The following is a 21,262-nucleotide window of genomic DNA, read 5'->3' as shown; positions in this document are numbered from 1 at the left end:
CCGTTTCCCTTCCACGTTCGAGCATGCAGCGGTCTGCGTTGCTCGGGGATGATAACATCACTAAATCAGCAAATACTGATATAGTGATGGAGTGTCAAGCGCGAGAACAGGAATTTTGCAGCCCACACACTGCCGCCATGCAAAACGGCCCGCCGCACCGGATGGTGCGACGGGCCGTCAATGAATGCAGCGGAGTGCGGGCGTTTCTGCGGGCTACTTGCGGAACATGGCCCCGGTGGCCGCGCTGGTCACCTGGCGGGCATAGCGGCGCAGCAGGGGCGAAGTGACCGGCTTTTCCAGCGGCACAAAGGTTTCGCGCCGGGCTGCCAGTTCCGCCTCGTCCACCAGCAGGTCCAGCCTGCGGGCCGGAATGTCGATGAGGATGCGGTCGCCTTCCTTGACCAGCCCGATGTTGCCGCCGTCGGCAGCCTCCGGCGAAACGTGCCCGATGGCCGCGCCACGCGTGCCGCCGCTGAAGCGGCCATCGGTGATCAGCGCCACGTCCGCCCCCAGGCCCATGCCAGCAATGGCGGCGGTGGGCGACAGCATCTCGCGCATGCCGGGGCCGCCGCGCGGGCCTTCGTAGCGGATAATGATGGCGTCGCCTTTGCTGATCTTGCCGCCCATGATGGCGGCGTGGGCTTCGCCCTCGGAATCGAACACTCGGGCCACGGCTTCGCGCACCATCATTTCCGGCGCCACGGCAGACTGCTTGACCACCGCGCCCTGCGGGGCCAGCGAACCCTTCAGGATGGCGATGCCGCCCTGTGCCGAATACGGAGCGTCTACGGAATGTATTACATCCTGATTGAGCACGCGCGCGTTCAGCTCGGCCAGGTTTTCGGCCAGGGTCTTGCCAGTGACGGTCATGACCGAGGTATCCACCAGCCCCTTCCTGGTCAGTTCCGCCATCACCGCCGGGATGCCGCCTGCGGCGTGCAGGTCCTGGATGTGGTGGTGCCCGGCCGGGGAAAGCTTGCACAGGTTGGGGGTCTTGCGGCTGACCTCGTCGAAGATGTCCAGCGTCAGGTCCAGCCCGGCCTCGCCGAACACGGCGGGCAGGTGCAGCACCGTGTTGGTGGAGCCGCCCAGGGCCATGTCCACGGCCACGGCATTGGCCACCGCGCGCGGGGTGACGATGGAGCGCGGGGTGATGTTCTTTTCCAGCAGTTCCATCACCTTCATGCCCGCGTGCTTGGCAAGACGCACGCGCGCCGCCGTCACCGCCGGGATGGTGCCGTTGCCGGGCAGGGCAAGGCCCATGGTCTCGGCCATGCAGTTCATGGTGTTGGCCGTGAACATGCCCGCGCACGAACCGCAGCCGGGGCAGGCCGTTTCGGTCATCTCGTCCAGTTCGGCCATGGTCATGTCGCCGCGCTGCACGCGGCCCACGGCCTCGAACACGCTGATCAGGTCGGTGCGGCCCGCCAGGGTGCCGCCCGCCAGCATGGGGCCGCCGCTGACCATGATGGACGGAATGTCCAGCCGCAGCATGGCCATCAGCATGCCGGGCACCGACTTGTCACAGTTGGGGATGAACACCAGCGCGTCGAAGGGGTGCGCCGTGGCCATGATCTCGATGGAATCGGCAATGATCTCGCGCGACGGCAGCGAAAAATGCATGCCCTCGTGGTTCATGGCCAAACCATCACAGACCGCAATGGCCGGAAATTCCATGGGCGTGCCGCCCGCCGCGCGTACCCCGGCCTTCACCGCCTCGGCAATGGTGTGCAAATGCACGTGGCCGGGCACCACCTCGTTGGCAGAGTTCACCACGCCCACCAGCGGGCGCTTGATTTCCTCGCGCGTCAGCCCCAGGGCATGCAGCAGCGAACGGTGCGGGGCCTTCTCCAATCCATGGGTCATCTTCTTGCTGCGCATTGTCTGCGTCCTCTTGTTTGCCGAGAGTGCTGTTTTTGCGGGGGAGAGGAGGGGAGCTTTTACGGCAGCCGTTAGGTGAGCGCTTGGCGCGAACCTTACGGATGGCGATCGCATAGCGAAAAGCTCCCCTCCTCTCCCCCGCACCCCCTCTCCACCCCGCAAAACTTTTATTTGGTCAAAGTATGAAGTGTTGGCGGGGTGATGAAGATTTTGAGGCAGCTGTGAACGAACGGCGTAAACCCAAATAAAAAGTTTTGGGGATGAGGGGATGGGGGACCGGGGGAAGGGGAGAAGGCCCTTTTCCAAAAGGGCCTTCTCCCCTTCCCCCGAAAGTGCCTTGGGTTCTGAAAAACATGTACCCCTAGCGGCTGCGGACGGCAATCCAGCTGCCCAGAATGCCCATGAGCACGGGCACGGCCAGCAGCAGGGCGGCCTGTTCCGGCGGGGGCAGGCGCAGTTCCAGCAGCAGGGGCGGCACGTTGAGCGCGGTGCGGTAGCGCCAGTGGACAACAAGCAGCAGCAGGCAGGCCAGGCCACTGCCCAGCAGGCCTTGCAGCGCACCGGCCACCATCAGGGGCAGACGGATGTACCCGTTGCGCGCCCCCACCAGTTGCAGGATTTCGATTTCTTCCCGTCGGGTGGACAGGGTGAGCCGCACGGTGTTGCCCACCACCAGCGCCAGCACCACGCCCAGAAAGCCCACGGTGGGCCAGATCACGAAGCGGCTGGCCGAACGCCACGCCTTGCCCAGTTCGTCGCGCAGGGGCGATGCGGCCACGCGCTCTACGCCGGGCATGGCCTTGAGAAAACCCTGGGTTTCGGCGGTCCACTTTTCGGGGTCGGCCTCGCGCGGGGCAAAGGTCAGCAGGGCCGTAGGCGGCAAGGGGCTTTTGCCGGACAGAAAACCCATGTCCAGCCCGGTGGCCTGGCCACCCGTCTCGCCCATGCGGCGGGCCAGCGCCGTCAGCGCTTCGTCGGGGCTGTAGGTTTCCAGACTGGCCAGCCAGGGCATGTGGCGCAGTTCTTCCCATTGGCCGCGCACGTGGGTCATGTCCGTGCCGGGGCGCCAGTACACCTGGTACACCGTTTCCCCGCGCGAGGCACTGAGTTCGGCGTCCACCGTGGCCAGCGCCATCAGCAGCAGTCCGGACAGGAAGACCACCAGCGTTACCGCCGCCATGGACAGCAGTTGCGCCCACGGGTGCAGGAACAGGTCGGCCACGCCACGGCCCAGCAGGCGGAAGAAGGTGCGCATCAGAGTGACAGCCTGCCGTCGGGATTGCCGGGGCCATCGGAGCCGGTGTCGTCGCCCGAAGCGCCCGAATTTCGGGATGTTCCGGGAATGCCCGGCGCGTCCAGCCCGCAAGGGTCCATGCCCCCGCGCCCGTAGTCCCCGCCGCCCCCGTCGCCCAGATGCAGGCCGCCGTCGGCGCAGCGAAACACCTCGCCCCCCGGCCAGTTGGCGTGGGTGATCATGCCGTCGTCCAGCCGCAGCAGGCGCGCGTCCGGGTGGCGGCGGATCAGTTCCGGGCTGTGCGTGGCCAGCACCACGGTGGTGCCGTAGGCGTGGAACTGCATGAAGATGTCCATGAGCCGCAGCGACAGTTCCGGGTCCAGGTTGCCGGTGGGTTCGTCGGCCAGCAGCACCTGCGGGTTGACCACGATGGACCGGGCCACGGCCACCCGCTGCTGCTCGCCGCCGGAAAGTTCGCCGCCGGGCGTGTCCAGCCGGTTTTCCAGCCCCAGCGCACGCACCACGGCGCGCACCCGCCGCCCGATGTGCTGCGGCGCAAGGCCGCGCACTTCCAGCGGCAGGGCCACGTTGGCGTACACGCTGCGCTCCGGCAGGATCTTGAAATCCTGAAACACCACGCTCACCTGCCGCCGCAACAGCGGCACGGTGCGCCCGGAAAGGCGCGTCAGGTCGAAGCCCGCGACGGACGCCGCGCCGCGCTGTACCGGCAAGGCCCCGTGCAGAAGGCGCAGCAACGTGGTCTTGCCCGCGCCGGAAGGCCCGGAAAGAAACAGGAATTCGCCCTTTTCCAGCGAAAAGGACACGTTCTTCAGCGCCCAGTGGGTGCCGAAGGAATGGGACAGGTGGCTGACCTTGAGCATGCTGGCCGCATCAAAGCAAAGCCCGCGCGACTTTGCAAGGGGCAAGGGACAGGAGAGGCGTGGGGCGTGACCGGATGAAAAATATGGGGGGAGAGCCCAAATGAAAAGTTTTGGAAGATGGAGGTCCGGAGGAAGAAACCTTTTCCAAAAGGTTTCTTCCTCCGGTTATTCTTGCCTGATTTTTCCTACCCGCACTTGGTAAAGCCACAGCCGGGGCAGATGTAGCAGCCTTCCTGGAATACCAGGTCCTCGCCGCAATCGGGGCAGCGCTGCTTGTCCAGTTCGTTCACCGGGCCGTGGGGGGGCAGTTCGCCCCTCAGGTAGCGGTTTTCCAGCACCCACGAGATGGCGTCGGGGATGGACAGCAAGAGGCCCTTCTTCTGGAACACCGGGTGTTCGCCGCCAATGCCCTTGAGCTGCTGGACGATGTCGCGCACTTCCACGCCGGAGCGCAGGGCCAGCGACACCAGACGGCCTATGGCCTCGGCCTTGGCGGTGATGGACCGGCCCGACTTGCCGATGGTGGCGAACACCTCGAAGGGCTTGCCGTTGGCCTCGTTGACGGTCAGGTACATGGCCCCAAGGCCGGTGGGCACCTTCTGGGTGAAGCCGTAGACGATGTCCGGGCGCTGGCGCACGGCGCTCTTGTGGTCGCCGTCGTCCTTGCCCTCGTCCTTCTTTTCGCCCTCGCCGGTGCACAGCACCTGCACGGACTTGCAGCCGTCGCGGTACACGGTGACGCCCTTGCAGCCCTGCTCGTAGGCCATCCAGTAGATGGCGCGAATGTCGTCGATGCTGGCGGAGTTGGGCAGGTTCACGGTCTTGGACACGGCGTTGTCGGTGTACTTCTGGAAGGCGGCCTGCATGCGCAGGTGCCACACCGGGGCGATGTCCATGGCGGTCACGTATACCCGGCGCAGGTCTTCGGGCAGGTGGTCCATGGCTTGGATGGTGCCCTTTTCGGCCACGGCTTCCATCAGCTTCTTGCTGTGGCTGCCGGTGTCCTGCAGGGCCGCCTCGAAGTGGGGGTTCACCTCCACCAGGCGTTCGCCGTCCATGACGTTGCGCGAGAAGCACAGCGCGAACAGCGGTTCGATGCCCGACGAGCACCCGGCAATGATGGACAGGGTGCCGGTAGGCGCAATGGTGGTCACCGTGGCGTTGCGGTAGGGGCCCATGTCGCGTTCGGCAAAGGTCGATTCCGCATAGGCCGGGAAGGGCCCGCGTTCCTTGGCCAGCACCTTGGAGGCGGCGCGGCCCTCGTCCAGCACGAACTGCATGACGCGTTCGCCAAGGCCGATGGCTTCCTGGCTGTCGTAGGGAATGCCCAACTGGTACAGCAGGTCGGCCCAGCCCATGACGCCAAGGCCGATCTTGCGGTTGCGGTGCACGGTTTCGGTAATGCGCTCCAGCGGAAAGCGCGAGGCGTCGATGACGTTGTCCAGAAAGCGCACGCCAAGGTGGATGACCCGCTTCAGTTCCGCCCAGTCGACGGCCTTTTCCGGCGAGGGATGCGGCAGGCTGCCGTCCTTGGCCGTGGCCGCCGTGGGGGCAGAGGGGGTGCCGGGCACGAAGAACGCGGAAAGGTTGATGGACCCCAGGTTGCAGGCCTCGTAGGGCAGCAGCGGCTGTTCGCCGCAGGGGTTGGTGGATTCGATCTCGCCCTGCTTGGGGGTGGGGTTGTCGCGGTTGATACGGTCCAGGAACACGATGCCCGGGTCGCCGCTTTCCCAGGCCTTCTGCACCAGCATCTCGAAGACCTTGCGGGCCTTCAGCCGTTCGCGCACCTGGCCGGAGTGCGGGGCGACAAGGTCGTATTCCTCGTCGGCCTCCACGGCCTTCATGAAGGCTTCGGTCAGCCCCACGGACAGGTTGAAGTTGTTGAATTCGCCGTCGCGCTCTTTGGCGCGGATGAATTCGATGATGTCCGGGTGGTCGATGCGCAGGATGCCCATGTTGGCCCCGCGCCGGGTGCCGCCCTGCTTGATCTGCTCGGTGGCGGTGTTGAAGATGCGCAGGAAGGACACCGGGCCGGAGGCCACCCCGCCGGTGGAGCCCACGCGGGCCTCCTTGGGCCGCAGGCGCGAAAAGGAAAAGCCGGTGCCGCCGCCGGACTTGTGGATCATGGCGGCGTGCTTCACGGCGTCGAAGATTTCCTCGATGGAGTCGCCCACGGGCAGCACGAAGCAGGCGGAAAGCTGGCCAAGCTCCGTGCCGGCGTTCATCAGGGTGGGCGAGTTGGGCAGGAATTTCCAGCCGGTCATCAGGTCGTAGAATTCGCGGGCCAGCGCGTCGGCCTTGTAGGGCGACTTCTTGTACTTGCCTTCCTCGGCGGCAATGGCCCCGGCAATGCGCCAGAACAGCGTGCGGGCGTCTTCCTGCGGGGTGCCGTCGGGGCCCTTGCGGTAGTACCGCTTGGCCAGCACGACCTTGGCGTTGGGGTTCAGGGCCACGTCGGGCAGGGCTTCGGGCATGGCGGGCGGGGTGGGCAGGGGCTGGTTCGCTGGCGCTGTCATGTGGCTGTTTTCCGATGATGTTTTTGTAATTCGTTGAATTGGAATGGGAAATTTTTCGTGGGTGCAGTTGTGACCACACAGGGGTGTAACCCGCCGGAACGGGAAAATCCAGACTCTAGAATTTTTCCACAATCACTGCGCGGGGGCGGCAAGGTGGCGCGGCTACAGGGCGGACGTACGATATGACAATTTGCTGGCATTTCGTAATACGACATAATGCGCCGGAATATCGGGCGGAAAAAAAGATGCGCGAAAGGGGCGGGTGGGGAAAACAGGAGGTTGGCAAGGCAGCGAAATGTGGGGGCGGGGGGAACGGAGGAGCGGTGTCCGGAACCTTCGGGGGGATGAGGAGCGCCGCTGCACCCCCCCCCCCGTGCGGCCTGCATGCGGTGCAGGCGCCCCGCCGGGCGTGGCGGACTGACGCGCATGGCGGACGGGGGGGCCTGGGCGCGGTCATTGGCCCGGACCCCATGGGGTGGTGCCGCGCACCCGTCTCCGTGCGGCACCGCACGGAGGGAATGCCGACCGCGGGCGGTGGGGGCCGTGCCGCCGCGCCCGGCTATATCTACTACACCTGGTCGCGTACCCGCTGCCGCCGGTCGGCGATGACCCGGCCCAGCCAGTCGCGCAACTGGTCCAGGTCCTGCTGGTGAATCTTTTCGGAAGAATCCAGCAGCAGGCGCAGGGTTTCCACATCCTTGCGGATGGTGCCCACCTCGCCTTCGGCGGTGCGGGCCAGGTCGGCCAGCAGGTCGATGGCCGACTGCCGGGCCGCCAGGGTGGACAGTGCGGCGGCGATGGTGTCCAGGGCGCGGGTCTGGTGTTCGATGAGCGCGTACAACGCATGCCCCGGTTCCACGCCGCCCATGGGCACCGGCGGAACCGCAGGGGCGCCGTCCGGTACGGGTATCGGCTGTACCTGCTGGGGCGCGGCGCTTGCGGTGCGGGCTGTTGCGGAAGTGCCGTCCGCAGCGTTGCCACGGGGCGGTGCGGGCTGGGCGGCGGCATTGCGGGGAAAGCGTCGCGCCAGGATGGCCTCCACCGCGCTGGCGGTGCGGGCGGTGTGCATGGCCTCGATGATGGCTTCGATGATGGTCAGGGTATCCGCGCGGTAACGGCGGCGGCGCCCATCGCCCACAGTGGGCATGAATGCCGCGAAGCGCTTGCAGTAGTAGCGCGCGGTGGATTCCGGCAGGGCAAGGCGGCGGGCGATGTCGGCGATGGTCAGCAGGCCGTCGTCGGACGGTTGCGCGGACTGTGCGGAATCGCGCGGCAGGGGGCTTGGCATGGTGCGCTCCCGTGGCGTTGTGGCGGATGCGCAGTCCTGGGGGTGCGCAATGCCTGTTGCTCTGGGGCCGTGTGCATCATTTCTCCTATACGCAATGCGAACCAAGCGCAACAGAACGGGGGGCGGCAGGGGAAAACCGCGTGAATCCTTGGTTTGCGGGCCGTGAAACGATTGACAAGAAAACGAGGTCACTGCATAGGGTGGGACATGCTGACCGTGGTTTGGTTACGGGGGGAAATCCGCATAGCGCAAGGAGGACATCCTGATGTTGACCAAGGCTGAATTTGTTGCCGCCCTCAAAGAGGCGCTGCCCGATGTGTTCGTGACCAAGGTGAGCGCCGAAAAGGCGTATGACGCGTTCTGCCGCGTGCTCGCCGATGGCGTTGCCAACGGCGCTGGCGTGCGTCTGCCCGGCGTGGGCGCGTTCTCGGTCACCGAGCGGGCCGCCCGCACGGGCCGGAACCCCCAGACCGGTCAGAGCATTTCCATTCCGGCCCGCAAGGCCGTGAAGTTCATGGCCGCCAAGACCCTGGTCGAAGGCCTGAACACGTAGCATTCACGCGTCCGGACGCGAACGGCCGCATCCTTCGGGGTGCGGCCGTTTTCTTTGGGGATGCCTGGCGTGTTGGGGATGCCTGGCGTGTGGCGTCATGGTTCTGCGGGTTGCGTCGGTGACGGCGGGCGGCGCAGGGTGAACGGGGGCAGGATACGCGGATTCGGGGGGGGGGGAGCCGGGTTTGCGTCGGGCCGGGCTGGGGCGGGACAGACGGAATTCAGGGCTGGCTGGCTGCAGGCTGGTCCGCCGGGCGGAAGATGCGCCGGGCGGCAATGAAGGCGCGCTGCCAGTAATGCACGGTCAGGCTTTCCTCGCGCACGGCGCCACCGGGCTTGGGGCTGTGCACGAACTGCCCGCCGCCGGTGTAGATGGCCGTGTGCAGCCCCAGCGGGCCTGACCCGGTACGGAACACGATGATGTCGGCGGGGCGCAGTTCGTTGCCGGGGGGGACCGGGCTGCCGCAGGCGGCCTGCTCCTCGGTGGTGCGCGGCAGGTTCACCCCGTGCTGGTAGAACGTCCACCACACGAAGCCCGAACAGTCGAACCCTTCCGCCGGGGTGCGGCCACCGTTGCGGTAGGGCACGCCCAGGGCGGAGCGGGCGGTGCGCACCAGCGCCTGCGACGGCGCGGCAGGGGCTTGCTGGCGGATTTGCTGCGGTGTTTCCTGGGGGATGGCGATCTGCTGCTTGCCCGCGCAGCCCGCAAGTGCCACAACGGACAACAGCAGGACGGTCAGCGCGGCCAGCCGTGCCGTGCTTCTGGCGGCGGCCCGGTTGGCGATCCGATTGGCGGGCTGTTGACCGGCAGGGGCGTGGCCGGTGCGACGGGCGCAATGGGATGCGCCGCGCATTCCGGCATGGTGCGGAGCGGCGGTGGCGAGGATGGCAGGGTGCGCGCGCCGGTTCAGACCGGCGGAGTGTGCGGGGCGCATGGCCGCCATGTAGCACGAAATCCTGCAAATGCCCATGCATGCGGAGGCGTGATGGCCGACGGGAAGCGGAGAGAACGCGATAAGTGCCGCGATGGCGCGGGCGCACGAAATTGTGCGGCGGGGCACGGATGTCCGGGCGCGATGCCGGATGTGCTGGCCGTGCCTGCGGACACTTGCGCCGACGCCCCAGCCCGTCCCCCAGCCCGTCCATGCCGTATTGATCTCGCCGACAACGCGGCCCAGCCCGAGGGCGCGCCCGCCACGTCCCCAGGCGTTCAGCCCTCCGTCGTGTCCTTTCCCCTGCGCGACCTGCTGCCCCTGGTGATCGAGGCGGGCCGGACCATCCTGCACTGGTGCGGCGGGGCCGCCCCGCGCACCCGCCGCAAGGCCGACGATTCTCCGGTCACCGAGGCGGACGAAGCTTCGCAGGCCGTGCTGGCCCAAGGACTGGCCCGGCTGCGGCCCGGCCTGCCCGTGCTGTCCGAGGAAGGGCGCATCCCACCGCATGCCGAGCGTGCGGGCTGGCCGCGCTTTCTGCTGGTGGACCCGCTGGACGGTACGCGCGGCTTCCTGAACGGCGAAGGGGACTTTGCGGTGTGCATGGCCCTGGTGGAGCGGGGGCGCCCCACGGCGGGCATCCTGCATTTTCCCGCCCTGGGGGTGACATGGTTCGGCGGGCGCGCCTGCGGCGCGTGGCGGCTGGAACACGACGCCCCGCCGGAGCCGGTGCGCGCCGCGCGGGTGTTTCCGCAACGGGCCACGGTGATGCAGGGCCGGGTGCGCCGCACCCCCCGGCTGGACGCCTATCTGGCCGCGCATGCGGACATTTGCTCTGCGGCGTTTCCGGGACGTCCCGGCGCGCCCGCGCCCGTGCCCGTGCCGTCCGACACGGCGACGCAGGACAGGCTGCGCGCCGGGCTGTTTCCGCACCGGCGCATGCAGGCGGGCGGGCCGCTGAAATTCTGCCTGGTGGCGGAGGGAGTGGCGCACGTCTTTCCGTGCATGCACCCTACCTGGGAGTGGGATACCGCGCCGGGCCAGGCGTTGCTGGAAGGGGCGGGCGGCACGGTCACCCTGCTGGACGGCACGCCGCTGGCCTACAACAAGCCGGACTTGCGCAACGAGTTCATTCTTGCGGTGGGGCCTTCCGCCTGCGCGCCGGGCGCCTGCAATGCCGGACCTGCCGCTTGCGATGAAGGACGGAACGCGCGGGATTGAGCGTAGTGCGGCATTGCGGTTTGAATTTGCGGAGCCGGGCGGGCTGAGCCGCCGTGCGTGGGGAACGCATGTGAAGTGAACGGGCGCAAGGTGCGCCCTTTTTCGCGTGCTGCGTCCGGGGGGTGCTACTGAACCGGGGCGGCCTTAACGCTCGGCCCACAAGGCCCGCCCCCCCTTCACGCGCAGCCGCGCCAGCGGCAGGCCGCGCCAGTACAGCAGGGCGGCGGTGGCGTTGCGGGGGGCGTCGATGCTGCGCCCGCTGAGCAGCCCGGCGATGTCCGCCGGGTCGTCCATGTGCAGCAGGGCGATGTCACCGTCAGCGTGGCGTTCCGCATCCGCAGGGCGCGGCAGGGGCATCAGGGTGCGCAGCCGGGGCGAGGGGCGAATGCCGTCCTTACCCCATTTGCCCACCGGGTAGCCGCGCCACCGCAATGCGGCGGGCAGCCGCTCCAGCGCTGGACGGGGCAGGAAGTAGGCGGTGTCGCCAAAGGGCGCCACCACGCCATCGGGCAGCAGGGCCGGGTCCAGCCCGGTGTCGGGCCAGTCCGAGGCGGGCAGGGCGTCGGCGCGTACCCGGTCGGCGTCGGGCAGGGAGGGGCAGTGGGCAAGGGGGCCCGCGTCACCGTGTCCGCCGGGCTTGCGCAGGCAGGCGATGAAAAATCCCTGCGCACCCGAACGTTCCGGGTCCACCCGCAGGGTGCCCTCGCAGCCGGGCAGTTCCGGATCGGCAAACACGAAGCCCGGCGGCGGGGCCAGCGGCACGACTTCCAGCCCCAGTTCGTCGCGGGCGTGCAGCACTTGCGCTTCGTTCTCGTGCACGTTGGTGGTGCAGGTGGAAAACACCACCCGTCCGCCGGGGGCCAGCAGCCGCGCGGCCTCGGCCAGCAGCAGCCGCTGGATGCCGATGAGCGGCTTGACCTTGTCGCCCTGCCACAGCTTGAGCACCGAGGGGTTGCGCTCCACCGTGCCCCAGCCGGAGCACGGCGGGTCAAGCTGGATGCGCGTCCACGAACCGTCGGGCAGGGGCAGTGCTTCGCCGGGGTGCGAGCAGGTCACCGCGTTGAGCAGGTTCAGCGTGAAAAGATTCTGGCGCAGGGTGGCGAGGCGGGTGTGGTTGGGTTCGTTGCCCACCACCAAGCCGTGCGGCCCCACCAGCTGGGCCAGGAACCCCGTCTTGCTGCCGGGGCTGGCGCACATGTCCAGCACGGCGGCCCCGGCTTCCGGGGCCAGCGCCAGCGGGGGCAGCATGGACGAGCGGTCCTGGATGTAGATCAGCCCGAAGAACGCGGCCAGGCTGCCGCCCAGGGGGCGCGGTTCCTCGGTGAGGCGGCGGCACCAGGGGGAGAACGGCTCCGGTTCGAAGCCGTAGCCCTGGGCGCGGAGCAGGGCCTCTACCAGGGGCGCCTGGCCGGGCGGGCACACGATGCGGAAGGAACGGGCGGCGGGTGCGGTCATGGCGTTGGGGGAAATGTGATTGATGAAGGCTGCGTGGCGCATGCCGTGATACACGCGGAAACGGGACGGACACACGGGGGCAACGAAGCTGGTGCACGGTGCCCGATACTGGGGCCGATGCGTTTTGCCCGACGGCACCTGAGGCAATCTGGGGCAACCTGGCTGGGGGCAATCTGGGGGCAACATGGGGGCAGCGCCGTTTGGGCGGAGCCACGGCGGCAAAGGGCGCGCCGCCCGCGCGGTCTGGCGGTGGCGCGGCCCGCAACCCACCCCCGGGCGCGGGGCTGCTTCGTCCCTTTCCCGCAAACGCGACCAGAGGCGGACGGCCCAGCGCCGCTCCTACCTTATGGTTGCTTCGGCCATCAAGAGATATTATGAGAGCGTTCAGCGCCAAGGCAATCCCCCTTCCCCTTCCGGGATGCGCGCGGGGATGCGCCCTTGAACCAAGGAGAACCTGATGCAACTGCTCATGCGCTCGGCGGCGCTCGTGCTTGCCCTGCTGCTTTCCGCCGCCACCGCCATGGCCGCACCGGCCCCCAAGAGCTTCGCCGTGCTGCCGTTCAAGGTCAACGGCCCTGCCGGCTACAAGTATCTCGAACGGGCCATCCCCGAGATGCTCACTTCGCGTCTGTACTGGAAGGACAACTTCCATCCCGTTTCCAAGGAAGCTTCCGCCAAGATCACCCCCCCGGAAACCGAAACCCAGGCCAGGGCCGCCCAGGCCTCGCTGGGTGCGGACTATGCCGTGTGGGGCAGCGTGACCGTGGTGGGCGAGGATTGCAGCCTGGACGTGCGCGTGCGCGACCGTGACGGCAAGGAATGGCCCAAGTCGGCCAACGCCAAGGTGGCCGGGCTCATCCCCGCCCTGAAGGGCGTGGCCGATTCCATCAACGCCGAGGTGTTCAAGCGCCCCGGCGAAGGTGGCGCCAATGCCGCGCCCAAGGCGGTCAACCAGATGAACCCAGAGCTGGTGCACAACGAGACGCAGCCCCAGCAGGTCTATCTGAACCCGCAGTTCCGCTACGCGGGCGCACCCGAAGGCGACAGCCGCATCCGCAGCCAGTCGCTGAACTATTCGGCCATCGGCATGGTGGTGGACGATCTTGACGGCGACGGCAAGAACGAGATCCTCATGCTGGACGACCACGCCGTCTACGCCTACCGCTGGGACAACGGCCGCCTGGTGCCCATGGGCGAATACCGTTCGCCGGGCCTGGTCGAATGCCTGAACATCCGCACCCTGGACTGGAACCGCGACGGCGTGAAGGAAATCGTCGTCAGCGCGTACAACAACGACGGCGAGCCGGAATCGTTCATCCTCAACTGGAAGGGCGGCCAGTTCACCGAAGTGATGCGCCGGGTGCGCTTCTACCTGAACGTGGAAAAGCTGCCCCCGGACTACATTCCCACGCTCATCGGCCAGCGCGGCGACAACCCCCGCCTGTTCAAGCCCGGCGTGCACGAACTGCTGAAGTCCGGCGACCAGTTGGTCACGGGCAAGCGCCTGGACCTGCCCGAAGGCGCCAACGTGTTCAACTTCACCTACCTGCCCGGCAGCAAGGGTGAAGGCGACAAGTGCGTGATCCTGACCGAAAACGAGCGTCTGCGCGTGCACACCGACCGCGGCGCCCGTCTGTCCGAAACCGACGAGAATTACTCCGGTTCGTCCAAGGGCATCCCCGAGGAACCCTCCATGCCGGGCCTCGGCAAGGACCGCGTGCAGCTGAAGAACATCTACTTCGTGCCGCTGCGCATGTACGCCGTGAACCTGGACCGCGACGACAACTGGGAACTGCTGGTCAACCGGCCCATCTCCACCGCGGCGCAGTTCTTCGAGCGGTACCGCTTCTTCCCGCAGGGCGAAATCCACGCCCTGTACTGGGACGGCGTGGGCCTGAACCTGCAGTGGAAGACCCGCCGCATCAAGGGTTCCGTGGCCGACTTCACCGTGGGCGACTTCAACAACGACGGCGTGACCGACGTCGTGCTGTGCGTGAACACCCACCCCGGCGCCCTGGGCCTGGAAAGCCGCAAGACCATGCTGCTGGCCTATCCCCTCGACCTGTCCAAGGCCGACCCCAACACGGCGCCGGACAAGACCGAGAGCGAACAGCAGTAACCCGGTTTCGGGCTGGGCTTCCCACGGCGGGAGCGCCTCCTGCCCCGGCTCGTTTCCAGTTCGCCCCCAGTTCGCCCCCGGTTGCCCCCGGTTGCCCCCGGTTGCGCCCAGTTGCCCGATGACCACGCCCGGCGGGATGCCCAAGCACCCGCCGGGCGTTTTCGTAGCAGCGCGCCAAGGGCTGCCCGCGTGACGCTGCCGCCCCGTATCGTGTCGGCCTGTGCTGCCCGGTCGCTGGAGGTCAGCGGAGCCCCCGATTTCGCCGCCGCCACCCGGTGTGGGCACGCCGCCGCAATTTTCAACCTACGGAATCCATCCATGGCAGAACCACTCGTGGTCACCGCCGCAGAGGCCGGACAGAAGCTGGTGCAGTACCTGCAACGGCGCTGCGGCGCGCCGCAGTCGGCCATCCAGCGCTGGGTGCGCACCGGGCAGGTGCGCATCAACGGGGGGCGCTGCAAGCCCTTTGATCGCGTGGCCGAGGGTGACGTGGTGCGCGTGCCGCCCTTTGCCATGGCGGGCGGAGAGGGTGCGATGCTGGATACGTCGGCAGATGCGGGCGGGGCAAAGGAGCGGGGCTCCGCCCCCCGCCAGCCTGCGGACGAGTCCGAATTCTTTCGAGGGGGGGGGCCCTTCGCCCCAAAATGTTTATCCGTGTCCCCTGCGCATTGCGCGAATGCAAGGCATGGGGCTCCAAGGGGCGGCAGCCCCTTGGCCGCCGGAGGCGTCCAAAAATCAGACGTCGTCAACAGCCTGGAACGGGGATACTCCTCGCGCCCGGAAATTCTGGCATCGCCCTTGCCCGTCGTGGGCCGCGCCGAAGGGCTGCTGGTGCTGCTGAAGCCTGCAGGGCTTGCGGTGCAGCCGGGCACCGGCCATACGGATTGCGTCACCGCCCGACTTGCCGCGCAGTACGCCGGGGCGGACTTTCTGCCCACGCCCGCGCACCGGCTGGACCGCGACACCTCGGGCCTGCTGCTGGTGGCCACCAGCTATGCCCGGCTGCGGGCGCTGTCCGACGCCTTTGCGGCACGGGAGGGGCTGGTGAAGGAATATCTGGCCTGGGTGGCGGGGCGCTGGGCCCACGAGGGGGAACTGACCCTGCACGATCAGTTGGAGAAGCAGGGCGCCCCGGGCCGTCAGAAGGTGCGCCGGGTGAGCCGGATGGGCGGGGGGGCTGCGGCACCCGCCGGTGGAGATGCGCTCCGCGCGGCATCCGGCCAAGACGCGGATCACGCGGCGTCTCGTAATGACGCGGATCACGCGGCGTCTCGTAATGACCTGGGCCGCCACGCTGCCTGCACCGTAACCCCCCTGCGGCGCGGCGATGCGGCATCGCTGCTGCTGGTTCGCCTGCACACCGGCCGCACCCATCAGATCCGGGTGCAGCTTGCGGAACGCGGCCATCCCATCATGGGTGACCGCAAGTACGGCGGCCCCGCCTGCGGTCAGGGCATGCTGCTGCACGCCGTGCGGCTGACCCTGCCTGACGGCGAATCCTTCACGGCCCTGCCGGACTGGGCGGACCGCTGGCGGGTGGATGAGGGAGAATTGCTCTAACGCAGGCCGACGAAGCAGCACCCATGGGCATCCATGGCGCCGGGCATCTGCCCCCGCCGGATTTTTGAAAACTGCACCTGTTGCCTCTTTCGTTTCCCCGTACAACGGTGGGCATGCCACGCGAATGCGCCCGGCGGGGCAGTTGCCGGAGTCTTCCGCCGGGACTGCGTCGGGCCGCGCTGCATGGCGCACAACCACCGCACGGGAGGATAGCAACATGCTGCCGGATACTTTTTTCGAAGTGCTGAAGAACGAAGGCGTCGTGGCCATCGCCACGCAGGGGGAGGACGGACCGCACCTCGTCAACACCTGGAACAGCTACCTGAAGGTGCTGGACGGCAACCGCATCGTGGCGCCCGTGGGCGGCATGCGCAAGACCGAAGCCAACGTTGCCCGCGACGAGCGGGTGCTGATGACCCTGGGCAGCCGCAAGGTGGCGGGGCGCAACGGCCCTGGCACGGGTTTCCTGATCCGGGGCACCGCGGCGTTCCGCACCGATGGCCCGGATTTCGAGTCCATCGCCCGGTTCAAGTGGGCACGCGCGGCCCTGGTGATCACCGTGGCATCGGTGGAGCAGACCCTGTAGCCGGGTGAGCCTGCCTGAAGGGGCTGGCCTGCATCTGCGATTGCCTGCGCCGGACGGTGCGACCAGACAGTTGCGAAATTCCGGCGGGGCCGGGCGTGTATCGCCCGGCCCCGTGCCGTTTCATCGGGACGGGGGAAAGCAGGCGTGGTGCAGTTGCGCGACGCCCTGCTCCAAGTCGTCGGGAGCCATGCCGCCGAAGCCGAGCAGCAGCAGGGGACCGTCATTGGAACAGGCTGGGGAATGGGCAGGGCCGTCGCCCCGGACCGCTTCGGGGCCGGCCGCCAGCCGGGTTTCGGAGAAGGGCAGCAGGTAAATGCCCGCGCGCCCGGCCCGGATGGCCAGTTCCCGTTCGTCGGCATCGCAGCCGTGCAGCCGGACCACCACGTGCAACCCCGCCCCATGCCCGATCACGGTGGCACGTTCGCCGAAATGGGAGGCGATGGCGCGCAACATGGCGTCGTGGCGTTGCCGGTACACGGTGCGCATGCGCCGCACGTGGCGGTCCCAGTGGCCGTGCGTCATGAACCGGGCCAGTACCCGCTGCTCCAGCAGGGGGACCATGGCGTGGTGGTGGCGGTGGCGTTGCCGGTAAACCTTCAGCAATGCGGGCGGCAGCACCATGTAGCTTATGCGCAAGGCGGGGGAGAGGATATTGGAGAAGGTGCCCGTGTAGACCACGACCCCGTCCGACCTGTCTGGCCCCTCTGATATGCCCGGCCCATTCGGCCTGTCTGGTCCATCCGTTCGATCCGGATGCAGCCCCTGCATGGAAGGAACGGGCGTGCCCGCGTAGCGCAGTTCGCTGTCGTAGTCGTCCTCGATGATGACATTGCCGTTCGTCCTGGCCCAGTGGAGGAGCCGCAGCCTGTTGCGCACGGGCATCACGGCCCCAGGGGGAACTGGTGCGACGGCGTGACGTAGGCCAGCGTGCAGGGGCTTTGCGCCAGGGCGTCCACGTCCATGCCCTCCGGCCCCACGGGAATGGGAACCACCGCAATGCCCCGGTTGCGGAACACGGCCTGCGGCAGGGGGTAACCGGGGTTCTCCACGCCAACCACCAGCGGCCTTGCGGCACCCCGGGCGGTCTGGGCGGTCTGGGCGGTTTGAGCAGGCGCCGCGGTGGCGGCGATGGCAGTCATGATGTCCGCCACGATCTCCAGGCTGTGCTGCAACCCGGCGCAGACGATCACGCGGTCCGGGGTGCAGACCACCCCGCGCGAGCGTTGCAGATAATCGCCAATGGCCCGGCGCAGTTCCGGATCGCCTTGCGGGTGGTTGTATTCGGCAAGGTCGCGGGGGGCTTCGCGCAGGCATTCCAGGGTATAGGTGCGCCACAGGGGCAGGGGAAAGCATGCGGGGTCCAGCCGGGCGGGGTGGAAGTCGAACCGGTACGGAGATGGCGATGCCCCGTCATGCAACCTGTCACTGGCCTCGCTGTGTGCATGGGGCCATTCCTTGCGCGGGACGATTCCGGCGGGCCCGGAACGTGTTTCCGGCACTCCGTTCGGGTCCGCGCGCAAGGCCTGGTGCCGCTCCACGGGCGCGACGAAAAAGCCGCTTCTGGGGCGGGTGAGCAGAAACCCTTCGGCGATCAGTTCCAGATAGGCGGTATCCACCGTGTTGCGGCTGACGCCAAGCTCGTCGGCCAGATGCCGGACGGAGGGCAGGCGGGTTCCGGCGGGCAGTTCACCCGTCAGCACGCGGTCCCTGATCTGGGTGTACAACTGTACGTACAGCGGGACGCTGTCGTCGTGGTTCAGAATGAACATGGTGCGCTCGTTTCCCGGTGCGGGAGAAGGCGTTGGCGGGTGCGGTAGCCCGCGCCGGCTTCGTCCTGATTTTGCCCTGAGCTGGCCCTGAGCTTGCCCTGATCTGGCCTGGTTTGTCCTGACCCGGCTCGCCTCGGCCTGTCCTGCTGATGGTCCGAAGCACCGCCTTCGCCTTGGCTATCGTCCCGGCGGCATCCGCGCCAGTGTACAGCGAACAGCGTCGGGCGAACAGGGCTGACGATCCGCGCCCCACAAGAAAGGGCGGCACGCCGCATGGCGCACCGCCCCCGAAGGTTCATGCCGGTCCGTGTCCCGTCGGCTACTTGGCGGCCTCGATGAGCGCCAGACAGCGCTTGGCCAGCGCCGTGACCTCGGGCTTGGAAATCTGGTCGTCGGCCCCGACAGACTCGCCCTTGTGGCGCAGCTTGTCGGTGATCAGCGACGAGAACAGCACCACGGGCAGATCCTTCAGCGCGGGATCTTCCTTGACCTGCTTGCACAGGTTGTGGCCGTCCATGCTGGGCATTTCGATGTCCGAAACCAGCACCTGCACGTAATCGGTAACGCGCCGCGCTTCCTGTTCGGCCTTGCGCTTCAGTTCCACCAGCCGTTCCCACGCCTCGCGGCCGTTGTTCACGGCCTCCACCTCGAAGTTGGCCTTCTGCATCAGGTCCTTCAGCATTTCGCGGATCAGGCCCGAGTCGTCGGCGATGAGGGCGCGGTAGCGGGTGTTGGCCGACCAGTCCACGGCCTCGTCCAGGCGCAGGCCCAGCTGGGGGTTCAGGTCGGCCACGATCTTCTCCAGGTCCAGGATGAAGATGATCCGCCCTTCCAGCTTGACCACGCCGGTGATGGAGTTGTTGGACAGCGCCGCCACGTACCTGTTCGGCGGTTCCACTTCCTCCCAGCTGATGCGGTGGATGCGGTTGACGCCGGACACCATGAACGCCGTGGTCACGTTGTTGAATTCGGTGACGATGACCTTGGGCGGTTCGCTTTCGGTGCGCTGCTTGCCCAGCCACTGGCTGAGGTCCACCAGCGGGATGATGTGCGAGCGCAGGTTGAACGCTCCCAGCACCGAGGGATGCTGCACCTCGGGCAGGCCCGTGACCTTGGGCATGCGGATGATTTCCAGAACCTTGGCCACGTTGACCCCGTAGTAGCCCCGGTAATTGGGCGTTGCGGGGTCGGTGGAGCTTTCCTCGAGGTGGAATTCCACGATTTCGAGTTCGTTGGTTCCGGCTTCGAGCAGGATGTTGGTCTGGGACATGGCCCCCTCCGTTGGTGCGGCGCGTCGATGGAAACGTATCTACAGAGATTCAAGGAATCGCTGCACGGCGTCAATAAGACTTTTCGGCGTGGAGGCCCCGGCCGTTAGTCCGATGACTGATTTTTTTCGCAACTCGTCGACAGGAAGCTGGTCCACGGTTTCCACGTGCACGGTAAACACCCCCTGCGCGCGGGCCACGTCGGCCAGTCGCCGGGTGTTGCCGCTGTCGAAGCCGCCCACCACCACCATGGCCTGCACCCGCCGGGCAATGTCCACGGCCTCCTGCTGGCGTTTGCGGGTGGCGTCGCAGATGGTTTGCAACACGGGGATCTCGCGGCCCAGGCGCTGCCGCAGCCAGGCCACCACGTCTTCGAAGGCCGCGCGGTCCTGGGTGGTCTGGGCGGCCAGGAAATAGTCCGTGCCGTCGCACAGGGCCAGCCCCTTCAATTCGTCCAGCGAGCCGAAGACCATGGCCCCTTCCCCGGCGTAGGACAAAAGGCCGCGCACCTCCGGGTGGTCGGCCTCGCCGAACAGCAGCAGGGTGCCGCCCCGGGCGCGCTCCTCGGCAATGCCCAGCTGGGCCCGCTTGACCTTGGGGCAGGTGGCGTCCACCACCGTGGCCCCGGTGGCCTTCAGGGCGGCTTCCTCGGCCACGGGAATGCCGTGCGCGCGGATGACCACCCGCTGGCCGGGGATCACCTGCGCGGTGTCGCGCAGGCAGCGCACCCCACGCTGCTCGTAGTGGGCCATGACCTGCGGGTTGTGGATGATGGGGCCCAGGGTGGCGATGGGGGCGTTGTTTTCGGTCACTTCCCGGTCCAGCTTGCGCAGGGCCAGGCTGACCCCCATGCAGAAGCCCGCCGTGCGGGCGCGAATGATCTTCATGGCCGGACATCTCCATCGGGTTGCGTGGTGGTCGCGTCGGCAGGGTCGGCACCGTCGCCGTTTTCCGCGAACGCCTGCGGCGTCAGGTGGGTTTCTAGCAGTTCTTCCAGCAGGTCGCGGTCCAGGCACGAGGCCAGCCGGTTGCGCAGCGCCCGCACGCCGGGAATGTGGCGCACGTAGCGCGGCACGAAGGTGCGCATTTTGAGCAGGGCGGTGCGTTCGCCGGAATGGGCCAGGGCCAGTTCCAGATGGCGGCGGATGAGCGCCTTCAGCCGGTCCGCGTCGGGCGGCGGGGGCTGGCCCCCGGCCAGCAGCGTCCGGTATTCCTCGAAAATGGCGGGGTTGTTCATGGCCCCGCGCGCGAACATCACCGTGGCAACGCCGGTCTCGCGCACGCAGCGTACCGCGTCCGCCGCCGTGAACAGGTCGCCGCTGGCGATGACCGGTATGGTCAGCGTGGCCGCAAGCTCGCGCAGGGCGCTCCAGCGCGCCTCGCCGCCAAAGCCCTGCCGCGCGAAGCGGGGGTGCAGGGTGATCCAGCCCGCGCCCGCGTCTTGCAGGCGCAGGGCCATTTCACGCCAGGTTTCCTCGCCCGTCTGCCAGCCCAGCCGCATCTTGAAGCCCACCCGACCTTCTCCGGCCACCTCGACCATGGCCCGCGCCACGGCCAGGGCGTTGTCCTTGTCGCGGGACATGGCCGATCCGCAGCCCGTCTTGACCACCTTGGGCACCGAACAACCCATGTTCAGGTCGAACCAGCGAAAGCCCTGTTCCATAAGCCCCGGCATGGCCGTGCGCATGATGTCCGCGTCGGCCCCGAACAGCTGCAGGATCAGGGGCGCATCCTTGCGGGGGGCGTCTTCTGGCGTGGTGGCCAGCAGGTCGCGGGTGCCGGGGCTGTGGTACAGCAAGCCCTTGGCGCTGACCATTTCGGTGCAGCAGGCGGCTGCGCCGTGCTCGCGGCACAGCAGGCGGAAGGGCAGGTCGGAATACCCGGCCAGAGGGGCCAGCCACGGGGCGTCGGGCCGCAGGGGCGGGGCCCCGGAAAGGTGGAGGGCCAGGTGGGGGGCGGCGGAGGCGGTGTCGGTCATGCGGGGTGCGGCGGCGCGCCGG

At 67.8% G+C, this 21,262-nt stretch carries 16 protein-coding genes and 1 pseudogene; 5 read left to right on the top strand and 12 right to left on the bottom strand.

Going from position 1 to position 21,262, the window contains the following annotated elements; all coding sequences use genetic code 11:
• Positions 1 to 213 precede the first annotated feature (213 nt).
• The 5 genes and pseudogenes from ilvD to DESTE_RS10640 form a co-directional block, all read right to left on the bottom strand.
• Entirely contained in the window at positions 214 to 1,881 is a 1,668-nt protein-coding gene (ilvD, locus tag DESTE_RS10660) for a dihydroxy-acid dehydratase (protein WP_035067527.1), read from the bottom strand.
• A 361-nt stretch (positions 1,882 to 2,242) separates the two neighbouring features.
• Positions 2,243 to 3,136: a cell division protein FtsX gene (locus DESTE_RS10655; RefSeq protein ID WP_035067525.1), complete on the bottom strand. Its 894-nt coding sequence runs from the start codon at positions 3,134 to 3,136 to the stop codon at positions 2,243 to 2,245.
• A gap of 170 nt (positions 3,137 to 3,306) precedes the next feature.
• Positions 3,307 to 3,996: pseudogene (gene ftsE / locus DESTE_RS10650) on the bottom strand (cell division ATP-binding protein FtsE); the annotation flags it as partial.
• 185 nt (positions 3,997 to 4,181) lie between these two features.
• Positions 4,182 to 6,470 carry a vitamin B12-dependent ribonucleotide reductase gene (locus DESTE_RS10645; RefSeq protein WP_035070161.1) on the bottom strand — a complete coding sequence of 763 codons (2,289 nt, stop codon included), beginning with the start codon at positions 6,468 to 6,470 and terminating at the stop codon, positions 4,182 to 4,184.
• A 610-nt stretch (positions 6,471 to 7,080) separates the two neighbouring features.
• Positions 7,081 to 7,800, bottom strand: coding sequence for a MerR family transcriptional regulator (locus tag DESTE_RS10640; protein WP_051384422.1), 720 nt, complete (start codon positions 7,798 to 7,800; stop codon positions 7,081 to 7,083).
• Positions 7,801 to 8,065: 265 nt separating this feature from the next.
• On the opposite strand from DESTE_RS10640, the gene DESTE_RS10635 reads away from it, so the two are divergent.
• The gene (locus DESTE_RS10635) at positions 8,066 to 8,353 is read left to right on the top strand and encodes an HU family DNA-binding protein (RefSeq protein WP_035067521.1); all 288 of its coding nucleotides are present in this window, start codon (positions 8,066 to 8,068) and stop codon (positions 8,351 to 8,353) included.
• 220 nt (positions 8,354 to 8,573) lie between these two features.
• Here the strand turns inward: DESTE_RS10635 and DESTE_RS10630 are convergent, their stop codons facing one another.
• A complete protein-coding gene (locus DESTE_RS10630; protein ID WP_245590810.1) occupies positions 8,574 to 9,296 on the bottom strand; it encodes a C40 family peptidase in 723 nt (240 codons plus the stop codon).
• A gap of 279 nt (positions 9,297 to 9,575) precedes the next feature.
• Between DESTE_RS10630 and DESTE_RS10625 the strand changes: the two genes are divergently transcribed.
• Entirely contained in the window at positions 9,576 to 10,505 is a 930-nt protein-coding gene (locus DESTE_RS10625; RefSeq protein ID WP_245590809.1) for a 3'(2'),5'-bisphosphate nucleotidase CysQ family protein, read from the top strand.
• Positions 10,506 to 10,649: 144 nt separating this feature from the next.
• On the opposite strand, the gene DESTE_RS10620 is transcribed toward DESTE_RS10625, so the two are convergent.
• Positions 10,650 to 11,960, bottom strand: a complete 1,311-nt coding sequence (locus DESTE_RS10620) for an NOL1/NOP2/SUN domain family protein (protein ID WP_035070153.1) — start codon at positions 11,958 to 11,960, stop codon at positions 10,650 to 10,652.
• Between the two features lie 457 nt (positions 11,961 to 12,417).
• Between DESTE_RS10620 and DESTE_RS10615 the strand changes: the two genes are divergently transcribed.
• The 3 genes from DESTE_RS10615 to DESTE_RS10605 all read left to right on the top strand — a co-directional run bounded on the left by DESTE_RS10615 (position 12,418) and on the right by DESTE_RS10605 (position 16,225).
• Positions 12,418 to 14,079 (top strand): FG-GAP repeat domain-containing protein, encoded by a 1,662-nt coding sequence (locus tag DESTE_RS10615; RefSeq protein ID WP_035067519.1) that lies wholly within the window; start codon positions 12,418 to 12,420, stop codon positions 14,077 to 14,079.
• Positions 14,080 to 14,397: 318 nt separating this feature from the next.
• Positions 14,398 to 15,639, top strand: coding sequence for an RluA family pseudouridine synthase (locus DESTE_RS10610; RefSeq protein WP_035067517.1), 1,242 nt, complete (start codon positions 14,398 to 14,400; stop codon positions 15,637 to 15,639).
• A 217-nt stretch (positions 15,640 to 15,856) separates the two neighbouring features.
• Complete coding sequence (locus DESTE_RS10605; RefSeq protein WP_035067515.1) at positions 15,857 to 16,225, top strand: pyridoxamine 5'-phosphate oxidase family protein; 369 nt, start codon at positions 15,857 to 15,859, stop codon at positions 16,223 to 16,225.
• A gap of 120 nt (positions 16,226 to 16,345) precedes the next feature.
• Here DESTE_RS10605 and DESTE_RS18435 read toward each other — a convergent pair whose 3' ends face one another.
• The 5 genes from DESTE_RS18435 to DESTE_RS10585 all read right to left on the bottom strand — a co-directional run bounded on the left by DESTE_RS18435 (position 16,346) and on the right by DESTE_RS10585 (position 21,240).
• On the bottom strand, positions 16,346 to 17,107 hold the full coding sequence (locus DESTE_RS18435; protein WP_245590808.1) for an aminotransferase-like domain-containing protein: 762 nt from the start codon (positions 17,105 to 17,107) through the stop codon (positions 16,346 to 16,348).
• Positions 17,107 to 17,994 carry an aminotransferase-like domain-containing protein gene (locus DESTE_RS18430; protein WP_245590807.1) on the bottom strand — a complete coding sequence of 296 codons (888 nt, stop codon included), beginning with the start codon at positions 17,992 to 17,994 and terminating at the stop codon, positions 17,107 to 17,109. The genes DESTE_RS18435 and DESTE_RS18430 overlap by 1 nt, the downstream gene beginning before the upstream one ends.
• 319 nt (positions 17,995 to 18,313) lie before the next feature.
• Complete coding sequence (locus DESTE_RS10595) at positions 18,314 to 19,264, bottom strand: chemotaxis protein (protein WP_035067513.1); 951 nt, start codon at positions 19,262 to 19,264, stop codon at positions 18,314 to 18,316.
• A 39-nt stretch (positions 19,265 to 19,303) separates the two neighbouring features.
• Positions 19,304 to 20,149 carry a 4-hydroxy-3-methylbut-2-enyl diphosphate reductase gene (ispH, locus tag DESTE_RS10590; RefSeq protein ID WP_035067511.1) on the bottom strand — a complete coding sequence of 282 codons (846 nt, stop codon included), beginning with the start codon at positions 20,147 to 20,149 and terminating at the stop codon, positions 19,304 to 19,306.
• The gene (locus tag DESTE_RS10585) at positions 20,146 to 21,240 is read right to left on the bottom strand and encodes a tRNA dihydrouridine synthase (protein WP_035067509.1); all 1,095 of its coding nucleotides are present in this window, start codon (positions 21,238 to 21,240) and stop codon (positions 20,146 to 20,148) included. Before DESTE_RS10585 ends, ispH begins: the two co-directional genes overlap by 4 nt.
• Between the last annotated feature and the right edge of the window lie 22 nt (positions 21,241 to 21,262).

Source organism: Nitratidesulfovibrio termitidis HI1 (assembly GCF_000504305.1).
Classification (GTDB): domain Bacteria; phylum Desulfobacterota; class Desulfovibrionia; order Desulfovibrionales; family Desulfovibrionaceae; genus Cupidesulfovibrio; species Cupidesulfovibrio termitidis.
This window is presented reverse-complemented; position numbering and strand designations above follow the sequence as displayed.

Excerpts from the sequence above, each read along its gene's own strand:
- ilvD (WP_035067527.1), bottom strand. The coding sequence starts at position 1,881 with ATGCGCAGCAAGAAGATGACCCATGGATTGGAGAAGGCCCCGCACCGT.
- DESTE_RS10655 (WP_035067525.1), bottom strand. The coding sequence starts at position 3,136 with ATGCGCACCTTCTTCCGCCTGCTGGGCCGTGGCGTGGCCGACCTGTTC.
- DESTE_RS10645 (WP_035070161.1), bottom strand. The coding sequence starts at position 6,470 with ATGCCCGAAGCCCTGCCCGACGTGGCCCTGAACCCCAACGCCAAGGTC.
- DESTE_RS10640 (WP_051384422.1), bottom strand. The coding sequence starts at position 7,800 with ATGCCAAGCCCCCTGCCGCGCGATTCCGCACAGTCCGCGCAACCGTCC.
- DESTE_RS10635 (WP_035067521.1), top strand. The coding sequence starts at position 8,066 with ATGTTGACCAAGGCTGAATTTGTTGCCGCCCTCAAAGAGGCGCTGCCC.
- DESTE_RS10630 (WP_245590810.1), bottom strand. The coding sequence starts at position 9,296 with ATGGCGGCCATGCGCCCCGCACACTCCGCCGGTCTGAACCGGCGCGCG.
- DESTE_RS10620 (WP_035070153.1), bottom strand. The coding sequence starts at position 11,960 with ATGACCGCACCCGCCGCCCGTTCCTTCCGCATCGTGTGCCCGCCCGGC.
- DESTE_RS10615 (WP_035067519.1), top strand. The coding sequence starts at position 12,418 with ATGCAACTGCTCATGCGCTCGGCGGCGCTCGTGCTTGCCCTGCTGCTT.
- DESTE_RS10610 (WP_035067517.1), top strand. The coding sequence starts at position 14,398 with ATGGCAGAACCACTCGTGGTCACCGCCGCAGAGGCCGGACAGAAGCTG.
- DESTE_RS10605 (WP_035067515.1), top strand. The coding sequence starts at position 15,857 with ATGCTGCCGGATACTTTTTTCGAAGTGCTGAAGAACGAAGGCGTCGTG.
- DESTE_RS18435 (WP_245590808.1), bottom strand. The coding sequence starts at position 17,107 with ATGCCCGTGCGCAACAGGCTGCGGCTCCTCCACTGGGCCAGGACGAAC.
- DESTE_RS18430 (WP_245590807.1), bottom strand. The coding sequence starts at position 17,994 with ATGTTCATTCTGAACCACGACGACAGCGTCCCGCTGTACGTACAGTTG.
- DESTE_RS10595 (WP_035067513.1), bottom strand. The coding sequence starts at position 19,264 with ATGTCCCAGACCAACATCCTGCTCGAAGCCGGAACCAACGAACTCGAA.
- ispH (WP_035067511.1), bottom strand. The coding sequence starts at position 20,149 with ATGAAGATCATTCGCGCCCGCACGGCGGGCTTCTGCATGGGGGTCAGC.
- DESTE_RS10585 (WP_035067509.1), bottom strand. The coding sequence starts at position 21,240 with ATGACCGACACCGCCTCCGCCGCCCCCCACCTGGCCCTCCACCTTTCC.